This is a genomic window from Halarchaeum sp. P4 (assembly GCF_051195175.1).
Taxonomy (GTDB): domain Archaea; phylum Halobacteriota; class Halobacteria; order Halobacteriales; family Halobacteriaceae; genus Halarchaeum.
The window spans coordinates 351,214-364,105 of sequence record NZ_JBNTKC010000002.1; the positions used below are offsets into that span (position 1 = coordinate 351,214).

A 12,892-nucleotide genomic window follows, 5' to 3' on the forward strand; every position below is an offset into this window, starting at 1 on the left:
AGGGAAGAAAGAGGGGTATTACGCTTCGATGTCGGTGTCGTCGCCGCGCTCCTGGAGGAGGTCGCGGAACTCCGCGGGGTCGTCGATCGACTCGAGTTCCTCGCGCTCGATGATGGCGGTACCGCCGATGGACTCCTTCTTGGACTCGTCGACGAAGTAGACGGCGCGCGTGCGTGTGACGCGGCCGACGCTCGCCATGATGCGCGCGCGTTTGACGGCGGCGTCGGTGAGCGAGGAGTGCCCGGTGAGGAGGCCGCTCGGGCGTTCGGTGTCCTCGCCGACGGCCTTGAACGGCGCGCGGACGGTGGGATGGACGTCGAAGCCGGCGCGGGTGAGGACGGCGACGATGGGTTCGTCCTCGGGGTCGGCCTCGGGGTCATCGGGCGTCGGGTCGGCGTCGCGCACGTCGTCGGCGCCGTCGAGGACGTCGACGGGGCTGGTGAGCGCGTCGCCGAAGACGTCCTCGAGTTTGACGGCGACGTCGATGCTGGCGTTCATGCCGTCCTCGTACTTCGAGACGGTGCGACGCGAGACGCCGAGTTCGGACGCGAGGCGGCCGAGACTCCAGCCGCGTTCCTCGCGTTCGTCCGCGAGGACGTCGCCGTCGATGTTGACGTAGAGGCCGCCGGGCGCGGCGTAGACGAGCGGCGGGACGCCTTCGATGAAGAGATCCAGCGCGGTGTCGGGGCTGATGACCGGGACGCCGTGGCGGAAGTAGACGACACCGGGTTCGAGTTCCTGGTCGCGGGTCCGCAGGCCGATGACGATTGGGGTGCCGTGGAGGTAGTGGCCGAGACGACGCATTTCGGCGCCGGTGGGCGCGTCGAAGGCGTCGACGTTCCCGAGGACCTTCAGGAAGAGGAGGTCCTCGCCGCGGCGCGCGGCGACGTCGAAGCTCTTCGGGCGGATGACGCAGCGGTCGCTCACCGTGAACCCCGCGTCCTGGAGCATCGCGGTAACGTTCTCGATGAGTGCCGACCGTGACATACAGGACTCTAGGTCGGTATGCACATATATGCATTTTGCCGTGGGGAAGGGCGAGCGGCCGGCGTCGAAAGCCGTAGGTAGGCGTGGCGGGTAGACTGGGACGTGACGACGGTCGGCATCGACGACACGGACTCCCGGACGCTCGGGATGTGCACGACGTACGTGGCGGCGCGCGTCGCGGAGACGCTGGAATCGCGCGGCCACGGCGTCGAGCGCGTCCTCCTCGTCCGCCTGAATCCCGCGGTCGAACACAAGACGCGGGGGAACGCGGCGCTCGCGGTGCACACGGACGCCCCGGTCGAGGTGGCGTTCGAGGTGGCGCGCGACGCCGTCGGGGGGGCGGCGGAGGTCGGCGACGACCAGACGAACCCCGGGCTCGTCGTCGCGCCCGGCCGTCCGGGCGACCCCGCGGCGGTGCCGGACGCCGTCGCGGACTTCGCCCGTGACGCGGTGCGCGACCACCACCGTATCGCGGACGCGACGGCGCTCGTCGACGAGTGCGGCTACCGCTCGGCGGGGTGGAAGAACGGCCGGGGCCGTATCGGCGCGCTCGCGGCGGTCGGCGCGTGGCGTGCGTTCGACGACTGGACCTACGAGTACATCTCCTACCGCGAGGAGGCACGCTGGGGGACGGAGCGCGACGTCGAGCACGACTCGGTGTTCGCGGCGGCCGACGAGCAGTACCCGGACGCGTGGGACACCGTCGACCGCGGGGAGGGTGAGTCGGTCTGCGTCCCGCATACGCCCGGGCCCATCCTCCACGGGATTCGCGGCGACGACCCCGAGGCCTGCCGAGCGGTCGCGGACGGGATCGACGCCGAGCCGACCGACTTCGCCCAGTTGTTCGTGACGAACCAGGGGACGGACGTCCACCTGCGCGACGCCGACGCGCTCGCCGACCTCGCGGACGGCCACGCGTATCGAGTGGACGGGGCGGTCACCTCGGCGCCCGAGACGCGCCGGGGCGGGCACGTCTTCTTCGACCTCGAAGACGACACCGGGAGAGTACGGTGTGCGGCGTTCGAGCCGACGAAGCGCTTCCGCGAGCGGGTGCGTGACCTCCGTGAAGGCGACGTCCTGACGGTCTGCGGTGAGGTGAGCGACGGGACGCTGAAACTGGAGAAGTTCGCGCTCCGCGAGCGGGTGACGACCGAACCCGCGACGCCGGTCTGCCCCGAGTGCGGGCGGACGATGGAGTCGGCGGGCGCGGACCAGGGCTATCGGTGTCGGGACTGCTCGACGAGTGCACCGGGGAAGGTCGAGGAACCGATCGAGCGGGCCCTCGACGTCGGGTGGTACGAGGTGCCGCCGTGCGCGCGCCGGCACGTCGCCCGGCCGCTGGTGCGCGGCGAGTGGGACGCGCCGACCCACCCCGAGCGATAACTACCAGACAGTGGAGAGGTCTCCGATGGCCGTATTTAGACCTGATGGCCGGCTACGCGCCGGTATTTGAACGCTTTCGATTTTATTTTCGTAGTGGATGAACGGCTATATATGTCTGCGCCGAGTCGATACAGGTGTCCGATGCGAACCAACACTGTCGCGCCATCGGTGACGCGAGAGGTGGTCGAATGACCCGCGGTTCCGTCGCGAGCGCCGTCCCCGACGACGGGGACATCCGGCTCGCGACCGAGACGGAGTCGTGGCCGGAGTTCGACCTCACCTGTCGCGTCGAGGAGTACGAGGACGGTGACCACTGTACCGTCTTCCCCGCCGATGCGGACGACGACGAACTCGTTACGACGTGGCTCACCGCCGAAGGCGACGCGTTCGTCGACCTCGAAACGGTCCGATAACGCCCGCCCCAGCGGGCCTCGTGACTGACGGCCGTCCCTGACGGCCCGTCCGCCGGCGGTTCCGGCGCACGCCCTCCGCCGCAGTACCGCCTCCCGACCTCAGTTCTTCAGGCCGCTCCCGGTGAGTGCGACGACGACGTCGTCCTCGTCGGCGAGCGCGCCCGACTGGCGATAGGCCGCCAGCCCCGCGGCCGCCACCGCGCTCGTCGGCTCACAGTAGAATCCCGCCCGATGCAGCGCGTCCAGCGCCTCCTCGGTCGCCTCGCCGCCGACCGCGATCGCGTCCCCACCGCAGTCCGCGATGGCGTCGAGAATCTGCGGGAAGCGTGCGGGCTCGCGTATCTGGATGCCGTCCGCGACGCCGTTCGTGCCCGCCGTCTCGCCGTGTAACTCCGTCGCGACGGGCGCGACGCCGGCCGCCTGCACGCCGAGCAGTCTGGGTATCTCGTCCGTCCACCCCGCGTCGCGGAGCGCCCGGAATCCACGGTAAGCGCCGAGGAAGAGCGTGCCGTGCCCGAGCGGGAGGACGACGGCGTCCGGGACGTCCCAGTCGCGCTGGGCGGCGAGTTCGTAGGCGAACGTCGCGGTGCCCGCGTAGAAGGCGGTGTTCCACGCGTGGCTCGCGTACCATCCCGCGTCGTCGTCCTCGACGGCCTCGAGACAGGCGTCCGTCACGTCCGCGCGCGTGCCCGGGACCTGCACGAGCGTCGCGCCCGCGCGCTCGATGGCGCGGAGCTTCGAGGGTTTCGCGGACGCCGGCACGTAGATTTCGGCGGGGACGCCGGCGCGCGCCGCGTACTGCGCCACCGCCGCGCCCGCGTTCCCCGAGGAGTCCTCGAGGACGCGCTCGACGTCGAGGTCGGCGGCGCGCGAGAGCATCACCGTCGCGCCGCGGTCCTTGTAGCTCCCGGAGGGGAGGACGTAGTCGAGTTTGAACTGGGCGTCCCACTCGGGGGCGTCGGCGAGCGGCGTGAACCCCTCGCCAAGCGTGACGTGCGCCTCGGTAGGCAGGAACGCCGCGAACGTCCAGAGGCCCTCCGTCGGGTCGACGTCGGGGCCGCCCTCGGGGAGCGGGCGTTCCGCGAAGTCGAGGGCGTGGCCACACGCACAGCGCCACGGCTCATCGGGGCCGGCGTCGTAGGTCCGGCCGCAGGCGCGACACTCGAGCATGAGTCAGTACTGGTCGATGGTGGTGCCGACGGAACAGACGTACTCGCCGGTGGCGACCTGCGGGAGCCGCCGCGAGCGCCAGAAGACGCCGTCGTTGTCCGCCGAGACTTCGGCCTTCACCTGCCCGAAGACGTCCGTCACGCGAAAGAGCGTGTCGCCCCGGGAGACCTCGTCGCCGAGGTCGACCTGGAAGTCCACGAGGCCGCCGGAGGGCGCGCCGTAGCGGTCGAACGCGTGCGCGCGCGTCTGCGGGCGCGTCGTCGTCTCGCCCTCGAGGAAGCCGTAGTGTTTGAGGACGTTGAAGACGCCGCGGACGCCGTACTCGATGGATTCCTCGTCCCACCCGACGGCACCGCCGAGTTCGGGGTCGATGGTGGGGACGCCCTCGTCGGGCGCGGCGCGTGCGAGCTGGCCCTCCGGACCCTTCTGGTCGAGGATGTGGCCGCAGTCGAAGACCTTCGCGAGTTCGAGACACTTGCGGTGGAGGCGGTGATGGCGGCCACAGCGCACCCGCACCTCGTTTATCATCTTGCTCGTCGAACCCTGATGGAGGTCGAGGACGTAGTCGGCGCGCGTCGCCGCCTCGAACGTCGCGTGCGCGATGCGCTCGGAGGACGACCCGCGGGCGTCGCCGGGGTACGCGCGGTTGAGTTTGGTGTCGTCGATTGGGTTGCGGTGTTCAGCCACCTGGAACCCGAAGTAGTTCGCGATGCCGACGACGAGGACCGTCCCCGACAACTCCGCGGGGTCAAGTCGCGGGACGACGCGCGAGACGACGCCGACGCCGTTCAGTTCGTCGCCGTCGCTCGCCGCCTGAATGTAGAGTGTCTCACCGTCGTCGGCGCCGTTGATGACGGCGACTGGCAGCCCGACTGCCGTGCCGTCGCGCGTCTCGCCGACCGTGAGCCGGCCCGTGTCGATTTCGCCGGGGGCCGCGCTCGCCGTGCCGAGGCTCGTCATTGTCTAGTGGCGCTCGCCGGGGCGTATTGAGTGTCCCGGAACGGCCCGCAGCGCCGCGTCGCCCTACGCCTCCTCGGCGCCCGCGAGTTCGCGGAGGCGCTCGGCGCCGGAACGCGTCCCTTTCGCGAGGAGGACGTCGCCGGCGTGAAGCGCGGTGTCGGGGCCGGGTTGGATGACCCAGGCGTCCTCGGTGTCGGCGCGGAGGCCGCCGGTGGTGTCGGCGTCGGCGTCGGGGCGCCGGACGGCGATGACGCGCATCCCCGTCTCCGTCTTCACCTCGGCGTCGCCGAGCGTCGTGCCGTCGAGGGGGCTGTCGGGGGCGACGGCAGTGCGGACGATGACCTCGTCGGACTCCTCGACTGCCTCCTGGACGACGACGTGCGTGTCGAGGCCCCGGAGGACGCCCTCGGAGATTTCGAGCGCGGCGTCACTGATGACCTCGGTGGCGTTCGCGATTTGGACGAGGCCGCGCAGCGAGACGGGGTCCTCGACGTCGGCGGCCGCCCGGAGCGTCCACGCCTCGAAGCGCGCCTCCAGCGCGTCGACTTCGGCTTCGAGTTCGACGACTTCGCGGGCGATGTCGTCGCTGTCGAAGAGCACGCTCCCGTAGGCGAGGTCGACAGCGAGCTCGCTCATGTTCTTCATGAGGACGAGCGAGTCGACGGCGCGCTCGAGGTCGACGATGTCGGGTTCGCCCGCTTCGGGGGGTTCGTAGCGCTCGCCGGTCGCGTGCTCGTAGACGTCGCCGATGGACTCCTCGGGGCCGCGCAGGAGGAGGACGTCGCCGGCCTCGAGCGTCGTCTCGGGGCCGGGGTTGGGTATCCAGTCGCCCCCACGCCGGATGGCGATGACGCGCACGCCCGTCTCGGTCTCAAGGTTGATGTCGACGAGCGTCCGGCCGGCGTACACCGAGTCGTCGGCGAGCTCGCCCCGAACGAGTCGCTCGACGGCCTCGGGGAGCGCGCCGCGCATGGCGTCCGGGACGCCGACTTCCTCGAGGACGACTTTGGCGATGTCGCCGCTCGCGTCGGAGACTTTCTCGGCGGCGCCGATGATGCCGAGGACGGGCGCGAGCGTCTCTGCGTCCTCGGGGTTGCGCGCGGCGAGCAGGAGACTCATCCGGGCGCGCAACTGGAGGACGTCCATGCGCTCCTCGAGTTCGAGGACTTCCTCGGCGACGTCCGGACTCCCGTGGAGGACCGCCGAATAGGAGAGGTCGATGAGGAGTTCGGCGGTGTCCTTCATCTCCGCGAGGAGGTCTTTCACGCTCGCGGGTTCGTACTCGACGCGGCCAGGCATAGGGTGACGATGGCGGCGGGGGCGTAAAAAGTCACGTGGGCGAGGCGGTGCGGCCGGCGACCCGAACGGAGAACGACACCCCGAACGCGACGACCATTCGTTCTGTCATGCGGAACGCTACGTCAGTATCCCCGTCGGACGCCCACCGGAAGTGTGTGGTTTTCCAGACAGTGTCGGCGTCAAGCGATGAAATCCCACGTACGGTCACCGGACGAGTATGGATAATAGGCAACCCTTTTGCAACACCGTGAAAAACCGTCGGGTATGTCCGACGAACTCAAGAAGGGGCTCGAGGGTGTGCTCGTGGCTGAGTCCGAGCTCAGCTACATCGACGGCGACGAGGGACAGCTCGTCTATCGTGGCTACACCATCGAGGACCTCGCGCGTGAGGCGTCGTACGAAGAGGTCCTCTACCTCCTCTGGCACGGCGAACTCCCGACGGAGGCGGAGCTCGAGGCGTTCGAGGCCGAGATGGCCGCCGAGCGCAGCGTCGACGACGCCGTCCTCGAGACCGTTCGGGACCTCGCGGAGTCCGACGAGGTGCCGATGGCGGCCCTCCGGACCGCCGTCTCGGAGCTCTCCGCGTTCGACGAGGACGCCGACGAGGAAACGGACCCGACGGACCGCGAGGCGAACCTCGCGAAGGGCAAACGCATCACCGCGAAAATCCCGACGATTATCGCGGCGTTCACCCGCATCCGCGACGGCGAGGAGCCGGTCGCGCCCCGCGAGGACCTCAGTCACGCCGGGAACTTCCTCTACATGCTGAACGACGAGGAGCCCGACGACGTGATGGAGGACGTCTTCGACCAGGCGCTCGTCCTGCACGCCGACCACGGCCTGAACGCCTCGACGTTCTCCGCGATGGTCACCTCCAGCACGCTCGCCGACCTCCACTCCGCGGTCACCTCCGCGGTGGGGACGCTCGGCGGTAGCCTCCACGGCGGCGCGAACCAGAACGTCATGGAGATGCTGAAGGAAGTCGATGAGTCCGAGAAGGACCCCGTCCAATGGGTTGAGGACGCCCTGGAGCGCGGCGACCGCGTCGCCGGCTTCGGCCACCGCGTCTACAACGTGAAGGACCCGCGCGCGAAGATTCTCAGCGAGCAGTCCGAGGAGCTCGGCGAGGCCGCCGGCGACACGAAGTGGTACGAGATGAGCGTCGCCATCGAGGAGTACATGGCCGAGGAGAAGGGCCTCGCGCCGAACGTCGACTTCTACTCCGCGACCACCTACTACCAGATGGGCATCCCCGTCGACATCTACACGCCCATCTTCGCGATGTCCCGCGTGGGCGGCTGGATCGCCCACGTCCTCGAGCAGTACGACGACAACCGCCTCATCCGCCCGCGCGCGCGCTACGTCGGCCCGACGGACCAGGAGTTCACGTCCGTCGACGAGCGGTAATCGGCCGAGTCGAGCGCGACCGAACGGTTCTCCACTTTTTCGACGGCGAGTGCCGAGCGGGCAGTCTCGCCTGTGGCTGTCAGTCTGCGACGCTCCCGCGTTCGGCCATCATCTCGGCGGCGCGCGTCGCCCAGTCGGAGTAGGCGAAGCCGACGAGCGCGACGGCGGCCATCCAGACGTACTGCCCGCCGACGGCGACGTAGGCCCCGAGCGGCCCCCAACCGAGGAGGACACCGAGGACGTAGGTGCCGCCGACCAGTCCGCCGAAGACGCCGGTGGTGCGCGCGAAGAGCGGGATGCGGGTCTCGGAGGCCCCACCCAAGGCGCCGGAGAGGACGGTGAAGCCGGCGACGAACGCGGCGGTGTAGCCGTAGACGCGCGCGAACGACGTCGCGTAGGGGAGCGCGTCGGGCGACCCGCCGGCGAGGAGGCGGACGGCGTCGGGCGCGAGGGCGACGAGCGCGAGGCCGATGCTCCCGACGGTCGCGACGGCGAGGCCGGTGGTCGCCCAGCCACGGAAGCGCGCTTCGGCGGCGTCGCCGTCGCCGAGCGACTGCCCGACGAGGACGCCGACAGCGGTGCGATAGCCCCGGGAGAGCGGGCCGGTGACCTGCTGGTAGACGCGGCGGCCGATCTGGAAGCCGGCGTTGACCGGGGTCCCGAAGCCGAGGAGGAGGGCGTTGAACGGGAACTCGGCGATGGTGGTGGCGAACCCCTCGGCGATTTTGGGCGCGGCGACGGTGACGAGTTGGCGCGCGATGACGAGGTCGCGCGGGCGGACGAGCGAGAGGTCGTCCTTCCGGTAGCGGATGGCGGCAAGGAGGAAGGCGGCGGAGAGGACGTTCGAGACGGCGGTGGCGGCGCCGACGCCGAGGACGCCGTAGGAGGCCACGCCGAAGAGGCCGAGACCGAGGACGAGCGACCCCGTGATGTTGGTGACGTTCGTGACGCCGGTGACGTACATCGGGGTGCGGGTGTCGCCGGTGCCCTGGAGGGCGCGTGAGGCGACGAGCGAGACGTGGCGCGCGGGCGCGGTGGCGAGGACGACGCCGAGGTAGGTGGCGCCGAGGACGACGGTGTCGCCGGTGGCGCCGAAGAGGCGGATGAGCGGGCCGCCGAGGAAGACGCCGGCGAGGGCGATGGGGACGCCGGCGAGGAGTCCCATCACGACGGCGCTGGAGACGGCTTCGGCGCGGTTGGCGTCGGCGTCCGCGCCGGTGTCCTGACTGGCGAGCGCGATGGCGGCGCTCCCGAAGCCGAGGCCGATGCGCAGCGGGACGCGCGCGTAGAGGTCGGCGAGGCCGACGGCGACGACGGCGGCGGGCGAGAACGTCGCGGTGACGAGGACGTCAACGGTCCGCATCAGCGTCCGGAGCGTCTGGGAGGCCATCACCGGCCACGCGAGCGCGAGCACGCGACGCCACGTGGCGACCAGTCGGGAGTCCACATCGGTCGTCCGTGTGGGCTGAGGAAAGGCCTGCGGGTCCCGGCACGGCGGGAAGCGGAGGTGGCGGCACGCCGGCGCGACCAGTTTCACTTTCACTCCGGTATCCGCGGTATTATGGTGGTCGCGCGTGACGGTATAGACGTCACACGCTTCCGTTCTCTGGCGACCCGAACCGCTTAGGGACACCTCCGTCTACTGCCAGTATGCTCGAACTGGAGGACGTCCGCGAGGCCGAATCCGCCGTCGCGGAGGTGGCCAGACACACGCCGCTCGATCACTCCTACACCTTCTCGTCGATGACCGGCGCCGAGGTCCACCTGAAGCTGGAGAACGCCCAGCGCACCGGGTCGTTCAAAGTCCGGGGTGCCGCGAACCGCATCACGCGCTTCACCGACGCCGAACGCGACGCCGGCGTCGTGACGGCCTCCGCGGGCAACCACGCGCAGGGCGTCGCGCTCGCCGCCACCCGCGCCGGCGTGGACGCGACGGTCGTCATGCCCGAGACGGCGCCCATCTCGAAGGTGAAGGCCACGCGGAGCTACGGCGCCACCGTCGAGTTGCACGGCGTCGACTACGACGAGGCACAGGAGCGCGCCCACGACATCGAGGCCGAGGAGGGCCGGACGTACGTCCACGCCTTCGACGACGAGGCCGTGATGGCCGGGCAGGGCACCATCGGCGTCGAAATCATGGCGGACCTCCCCGACGTCGACACGGTGGTCGTCCCCGTCGGCGGCGGCGGCCTCATCGCGGGCGTCGCCACCGCCGTCAAGGGCATCGCGCCGGACGTCACCGTCGTCGGCGTGCAGGCCGAAGGCGCCTCCAGCGTCGCCGACAGCCTCCGGAAGGGGAGCGTCCAGAAACTCGAGAGCGTCGACACCATCGCCGACGGTATCGCCGTCCGCGGCGTCGGCCAGCACACCTTCCCCGTCATTCGCGAGCGCGTCGACGAAATCGTCACTGTCAGCGACGCCGAAATCGCGAACGCGCTCGTCCTCCTCTTGGAGCGCGGGAAGACACTCGTCGAGGGCGCGGGCGCCGTCCCGCTCGCCGCGCTCCTCACCGGGAAGTACGTCTACGAGGAGGGCGAGACCGTCGTCCCGATTCTCTCCGGCGGGAACATCGACCTCAACCTCCTCACCACCGTCATCATGCGCGGCCTCGTCGACCAGGGCCGCTACGTCAAGCTCCGCACCGTCCTGAAGGACCGCCCGGGCGCGCTCGACAAACTCCTTGAGGTCCTCACCGACGAGCGTGCGAACATCTACGCCATCCAGCACGACCGGACGAACCGGGACGTCGCGATGAACGCCGCCGAGGTCGAACTCGACCTCGAAACTCGCGGCGAGGACCACGTGGAGCGACTGCTCGACCGACTCCGCGCGGAGGGCTACGACGTCGAACTACTCGTCTGACTCCCGGACCGCGTCGTACTCGACCGTGAGGAAGCGCACCCCGCAGACCCACATCGTCTGCGTCGCCGTGATCCCCGACTCGTCCGGCCGGACGGTGAAGCGCTGCTCGAGCGGCAGCTCGAACGTCCCGAGCGGCGTCACGAGGTAGAGCCCCGGTTCCGCGCCGGCGCGCGTCGTCAGCGCGATGCCCGTCCCGTCAGGCTCGCCCTCGCCGTCCTCGTCACCGCCGCGGCCCGATTCGTCCGTGTGGTCGAGGTGGAGGACCGTCGAGAGGTTCGCCCACGGGAGCGGGACGGCGATGTTCACGTATCGCGCTGCTGGACGTGAGCCAGCGGACCCGGAAGGGCCTGAGTCGTTCGCGTATCGCTCCGCGTTCCCGTCGCGTCCGCCGCCGCGTTCGTGGCTCCCGTAGAGCGCGACGAACACCGCCTCACCGGTTTCGCGGTCGGTCCGCACCCACGCCCGCACCTCGTCACGCGGGTCGACGTCCGCACGGACCTCGGCAAAGCGACTCGTCAGTGCGACCGTCGAGTCCTCGTAGGGACCGGGGAGGTTCAACTGCTCGACGGCGCTGGTGACGCGCGCCGCGAGTGCCGCCCCAAGGCGGAAGCCACGGTGCCACGTCACGGTGGCCGTCATCCGGTAATCGCCCGTCTCCTCGTAGAACCGTCGAACTTCGGGATGGACGCGCTCGGGGTCGAAGTCCGAGCGGGCGTAGTCCGCCATGTCGTCCATCTCCCCGTCGGGTTCCACGCCCGTCGTCAGGCCGGCACGCTCCGGGAAATCCGGGCCGACGTGTGGTCCCGCCGTCACGGGACTCAGCGGGACGTCGGCCGCACGACGGCGCGCACGCGCGAGCGCCACCGCGGCGAGCGACGCAACGAGCGAGACGACAGCGGCGCAGGCGAGACGGGGGCGACGCATATTCGGTTGTTCGGGATGCGCCCCGGAAAACCCCGCCGACCCGGTCGAACGCGCCCATAGTTAAGGTCCGGGACGACGACACGTGAGGCATGAAGCGCATCATCGAGACGCCGGACGCTCCGGCGGCCGTCGGCGCGTACAGCCAAGCCACCACCGACGGGAACGTCGTCTACACCGCCGGTCAGATTCCGCTGACGCCCGACGGCGAGAACCTCAGGGACGAGGACGTCGCCACCCAGACCCGACAGTGCCTCGAGAACGTGAAAGCCATCATCGAGGAGGAGGGCCTCACGATGCAGGACGTCCTCAAGACCACTGTCCTCCTCGCCGACATCGACGACTTCGCCGAGATGAACGACGCCTACGCCGAGTACTTCGCGGACAACCCGCCCGCGCGCAGCGCGTTCGCCGTCGCCGACCTCCCGAAGGGTGTCGCAGTCGAAATCGAAGCCGTCGCCGCCCAGCGCGACTAGATGACGCTCGCGCGAACGGCCGCGTGGGGCGCCGTCGCCGCGCTCACCTTCCTCATCCTCGCGTTCGCCTATCACGCCTACGCCGGTGGCCCCGGTATCGCCGTTCTCGTCGGTCTCGCAGTCGTCGTCGGCGTCGCCGGCGCGCTCGGCGCACACGCCGCCGAACCGTGACGGACCCTCACGCCTGCCTCGAAAAGAAGGGTTTAAACCGGCGACCCGACTAGCAAGGACTGCAGGCCGGGATGGCCGAATGGCAAAGCGCACGCCTGGAAAGCGTGTCCCCTTACGGGGTTCTGGGTTCAAATCCCAGTCCCGGCGCTTCTACTGAAACCGAACCGACCAGTCGCGGCTAGACGTCTCTGTGCCGACGAGGCGGACGTCGGCGTGGCCGACAGGATGACGGCGTCGCGTTCGTCGCAAGACGTGTCCGACCCTAGAGGTCGGCGTCGACGCGGACTTCCTCGTTCGTGACGGTGTCGACGAGCTCGCCGTCGACGGTGTAGTCGTCCTCGTCCTTGGCGCTCCAGCCGAGCGCAGCCAGAACGGCGTCACCGATGCCGGGATCAGGGTCGACCCACGCGGTGTTTCCCTCGACGGCGGTCACGACGCCGAGTTCCTCGCCCTCGATGTCACGCAGGACCTTCCCGACGTCCTCATCGGTGAGTGTTGACATGTCTGAGTGGTCGGCGCGCGCCGGCAAAATCGTGGTGGCTGTCTCGGACCCGACGGCCCCAGCGTTCTTTCCGTCGGCGGGAGACTGGGCGAGTATGTCAGCCGAAGACACGCCAGTTCCGGTCGAAGAAGGCGAGGAGTACGTCGTGGACGTCGAGGACATCGGCGAGGAGGGCGACGGCATCGCGCACGTTGAGGACTTCGTCGTCCTCGTCCCGGACGCGAAGATGGGTGATCAGGTCCGCATCGAGATCGACACCGTGCAGGACGAGTTCGCGGTCGCGGAACTCCTCGAGCACGAAACCGACGTCGAATAGGGCGAATCACGACAAGGCCTAACAC

At 69.8% G+C, this 12,892-nt stretch carries 14 protein-coding genes and 1 tRNA gene; 8 read left to right on the top strand and 7 right to left on the bottom strand.

The genetic code is table 11. The features are described 5' to 3' along the window. Nucleotides 1–18: 18 nt before the first annotated feature. Complete coding sequence (locus ACQUS8_RS09940; protein WP_435100364.1) at nt 19–987, bottom strand: transcriptional regulator; 969 nt, start codon at nt 985–987, stop codon at nt 19–21. Between the two features lie 102 nt (nt 988–1,089). On the opposite strand from ACQUS8_RS09940, the gene ACQUS8_RS09945 reads away from it, so the two are divergent. Next, nucleotides 1,090–2,370, top strand: a complete 1,281-nt coding sequence (locus ACQUS8_RS09945) for a TiaS agmantine-binding domain-containing protein (protein WP_435100367.1) — start codon at nt 1,090–1,092, stop codon at nt 2,368–2,370. A 188-nt stretch (nt 2,371–2,558) separates the two neighbouring features. Next, nucleotides 2,559–2,783, top strand: coding sequence for a DUF7511 domain-containing protein (locus tag ACQUS8_RS09950; RefSeq protein WP_435100370.1), 225 nt, complete (start codon nt 2,559–2,561; stop codon nt 2,781–2,783). A 99-nt stretch (nt 2,784–2,882) separates the two neighbouring features. Here ACQUS8_RS09950 and ACQUS8_RS09955 read toward each other — a convergent pair whose 3' ends face one another. From ACQUS8_RS09955 to ACQUS8_RS09965, 3 genes are all read right to left on the bottom strand, one after another. Then, nucleotides 2,883–3,953, bottom strand: a complete 1,071-nt coding sequence (locus tag ACQUS8_RS09955; protein WP_435100373.1) for a pyridoxal-phosphate dependent enzyme — start codon at nt 3,951–3,953, stop codon at nt 2,883–2,885. Between the two features lie 3 nt (nt 3,954–3,956). After that, entirely contained in the window at nt 3,957–4,913 is a 957-nt protein-coding gene (locus tag ACQUS8_RS09960) for a succinylglutamate desuccinylase/aspartoacylase family protein (RefSeq protein WP_435100376.1), read from the bottom strand. 63 nt (nt 4,914–4,976) lie between these two features. Continuing rightward, on the bottom strand, nt 4,977–6,212 hold the full coding sequence (locus tag ACQUS8_RS09965) for a potassium channel family protein (RefSeq protein WP_435100379.1): 1,236 nt from the start codon (nt 6,210–6,212) through the stop codon (nt 4,977–4,979). A 264-nt stretch (nt 6,213–6,476) separates the two neighbouring features. On the opposite strand from ACQUS8_RS09965, the gene citZ reads away from it, so the two are divergent. Then, entirely contained in the window at nt 6,477–7,619 is a 1,143-nt protein-coding gene (citZ, locus tag ACQUS8_RS09970) for a citrate synthase (protein ID WP_435100382.1), read from the top strand. 79 nt (nt 7,620–7,698) lie between these two features. Here the strand turns inward: citZ and ACQUS8_RS09975 are convergent, their stop codons facing one another. Continuing rightward, nucleotides 7,699–9,066: an MATE family efflux transporter gene (locus ACQUS8_RS09975; protein WP_435100385.1), complete on the bottom strand. Its 1,368-nt coding sequence runs from the start codon at nt 9,064–9,066 to the stop codon at nt 7,699–7,701. Between the two features lie 203 nt (nt 9,067–9,269). Here ACQUS8_RS09975 and ilvA point away from each other — a divergent pair, with 203 nt between their 5' ends. Next, nucleotides 9,270–10,481, top strand: coding sequence for a threonine ammonia-lyase (ilvA, locus tag ACQUS8_RS09980; protein WP_435100388.1), 1,212 nt, complete (start codon nt 9,270–9,272; stop codon nt 10,479–10,481). Here the strand turns inward: ilvA and ACQUS8_RS09985 are convergent. Then, nucleotides 10,470–11,405, bottom strand: a complete 936-nt coding sequence (locus tag ACQUS8_RS09985; protein WP_435100391.1) for a hypothetical protein — start codon at nt 11,403–11,405, stop codon at nt 10,470–10,472. The two genes, ilvA and ACQUS8_RS09985, sit on opposite strands and share 12 nt — an antisense overlap. An 89-nt stretch (nt 11,406–11,494) precedes the next feature. On the opposite strand from ACQUS8_RS09985, the gene ACQUS8_RS09990 reads away from it, so the two are divergent. The 3 genes from ACQUS8_RS09990 to ACQUS8_RS10000 all read left to right on the top strand — a co-directional run bounded on the left by ACQUS8_RS09990 (nt 11,495) and on the right by ACQUS8_RS10000 (nt 12,196). Beyond that, nucleotides 11,495–11,878, top strand: a complete 384-nt coding sequence (locus ACQUS8_RS09990; protein WP_435100394.1) for a Rid family detoxifying hydrolase — start codon at nt 11,495–11,497, stop codon at nt 11,876–11,878. After that, nucleotides 11,879–12,049 carry a hypothetical protein gene (locus ACQUS8_RS09995; protein ID WP_435100396.1) on the top strand — a complete coding sequence of 57 codons (171 nt, stop codon included), beginning with the start codon at nt 11,879–11,881 and terminating at the stop codon, nt 12,047–12,049. Between the two features lie 65 nt (nt 12,050–12,114). After that, nucleotides 12,115–12,196, top strand: a tRNA-Ser gene (locus ACQUS8_RS10000). Nucleotides 12,197–12,311: 115 nt separating this feature from the next. Here ACQUS8_RS10000 and ACQUS8_RS10005 read toward each other — a convergent pair. Next, entirely contained in the window at nt 12,312–12,551 is a 240-nt protein-coding gene (locus tag ACQUS8_RS10005; protein WP_435100398.1) for a hypothetical protein, read from the bottom strand. Nucleotides 12,552–12,645: 94 nt separating this feature from the next. Between ACQUS8_RS10005 and ACQUS8_RS10010 the strand changes: the two genes are divergently transcribed. Further along, nucleotides 12,646–12,867, top strand: a complete 222-nt coding sequence (locus ACQUS8_RS10010) for a TRAM domain-containing protein (protein ID WP_435100400.1) — start codon at nt 12,646–12,648, stop codon at nt 12,865–12,867. Nucleotides 12,868–12,892 lie beyond the last annotated feature (25 nt).

What these genes read in the sequence shown, in the direction of transcription:
- ACQUS8_RS09940 (WP_435100364.1), bottom strand. Translation starts at nt 987, where the DNA reads ATGTCACGGTCGGCACTCATCGAGAACGTTACCGCGATGCTCCAGGAC.
- ACQUS8_RS09950 (WP_435100370.1), top strand. Translation starts at nt 2,559, where the DNA reads ATGACCCGCGGTTCCGTCGCGAGCGCCGTCCCCGACGACGGGGACATC.
- ACQUS8_RS09955 (WP_435100373.1), bottom strand. Translation starts at nt 3,953, where the DNA reads ATGCTCGAGTGTCGCGCCTGCGGCCGGACCTACGACGCCGGCCCCGAT.
- ACQUS8_RS09960 (WP_435100376.1), bottom strand. Translation starts at nt 4,913, where the DNA reads ATGACGAGCCTCGGCACGGCGAGCGCGGCCCCCGGCGAAATCGACACG.
- ACQUS8_RS09965 (WP_435100379.1), bottom strand. Translation starts at nt 6,212, where the DNA reads ATGCCTGGCCGCGTCGAGTACGAACCCGCGAGCGTGAAAGACCTCCTC.
- citZ (WP_435100382.1), top strand. Translation starts at nt 6,477, where the DNA reads ATGTCCGACGAACTCAAGAAGGGGCTCGAGGGTGTGCTCGTGGCTGAG.
- ilvA (WP_435100388.1), top strand. Translation starts at nt 9,270, where the DNA reads ATGCTCGAACTGGAGGACGTCCGCGAGGCCGAATCCGCCGTCGCGGAG.
- ACQUS8_RS09985 (WP_435100391.1), bottom strand. Translation starts at nt 11,405, where the DNA reads ATGCGTCGCCCCCGTCTCGCCTGCGCCGCTGTCGTCTCGCTCGTTGCG.
- ACQUS8_RS09990 (WP_435100394.1), top strand. Translation starts at nt 11,495, where the DNA reads ATGAAGCGCATCATCGAGACGCCGGACGCTCCGGCGGCCGTCGGCGCG.
- ACQUS8_RS09995 (WP_435100396.1), top strand. Translation starts at nt 11,879, where the DNA reads ATGACGCTCGCGCGAACGGCCGCGTGGGGCGCCGTCGCCGCGCTCACC.
- ACQUS8_RS10005 (WP_435100398.1), bottom strand. Translation starts at nt 12,551, where the DNA reads ATGTCAACACTCACCGATGAGGACGTCGGGAAGGTCCTGCGTGACATC.
- ACQUS8_RS10010 (WP_435100400.1), top strand. Translation starts at nt 12,646, where the DNA reads ATGTCAGCCGAAGACACGCCAGTTCCGGTCGAAGAAGGCGAGGAGTAC.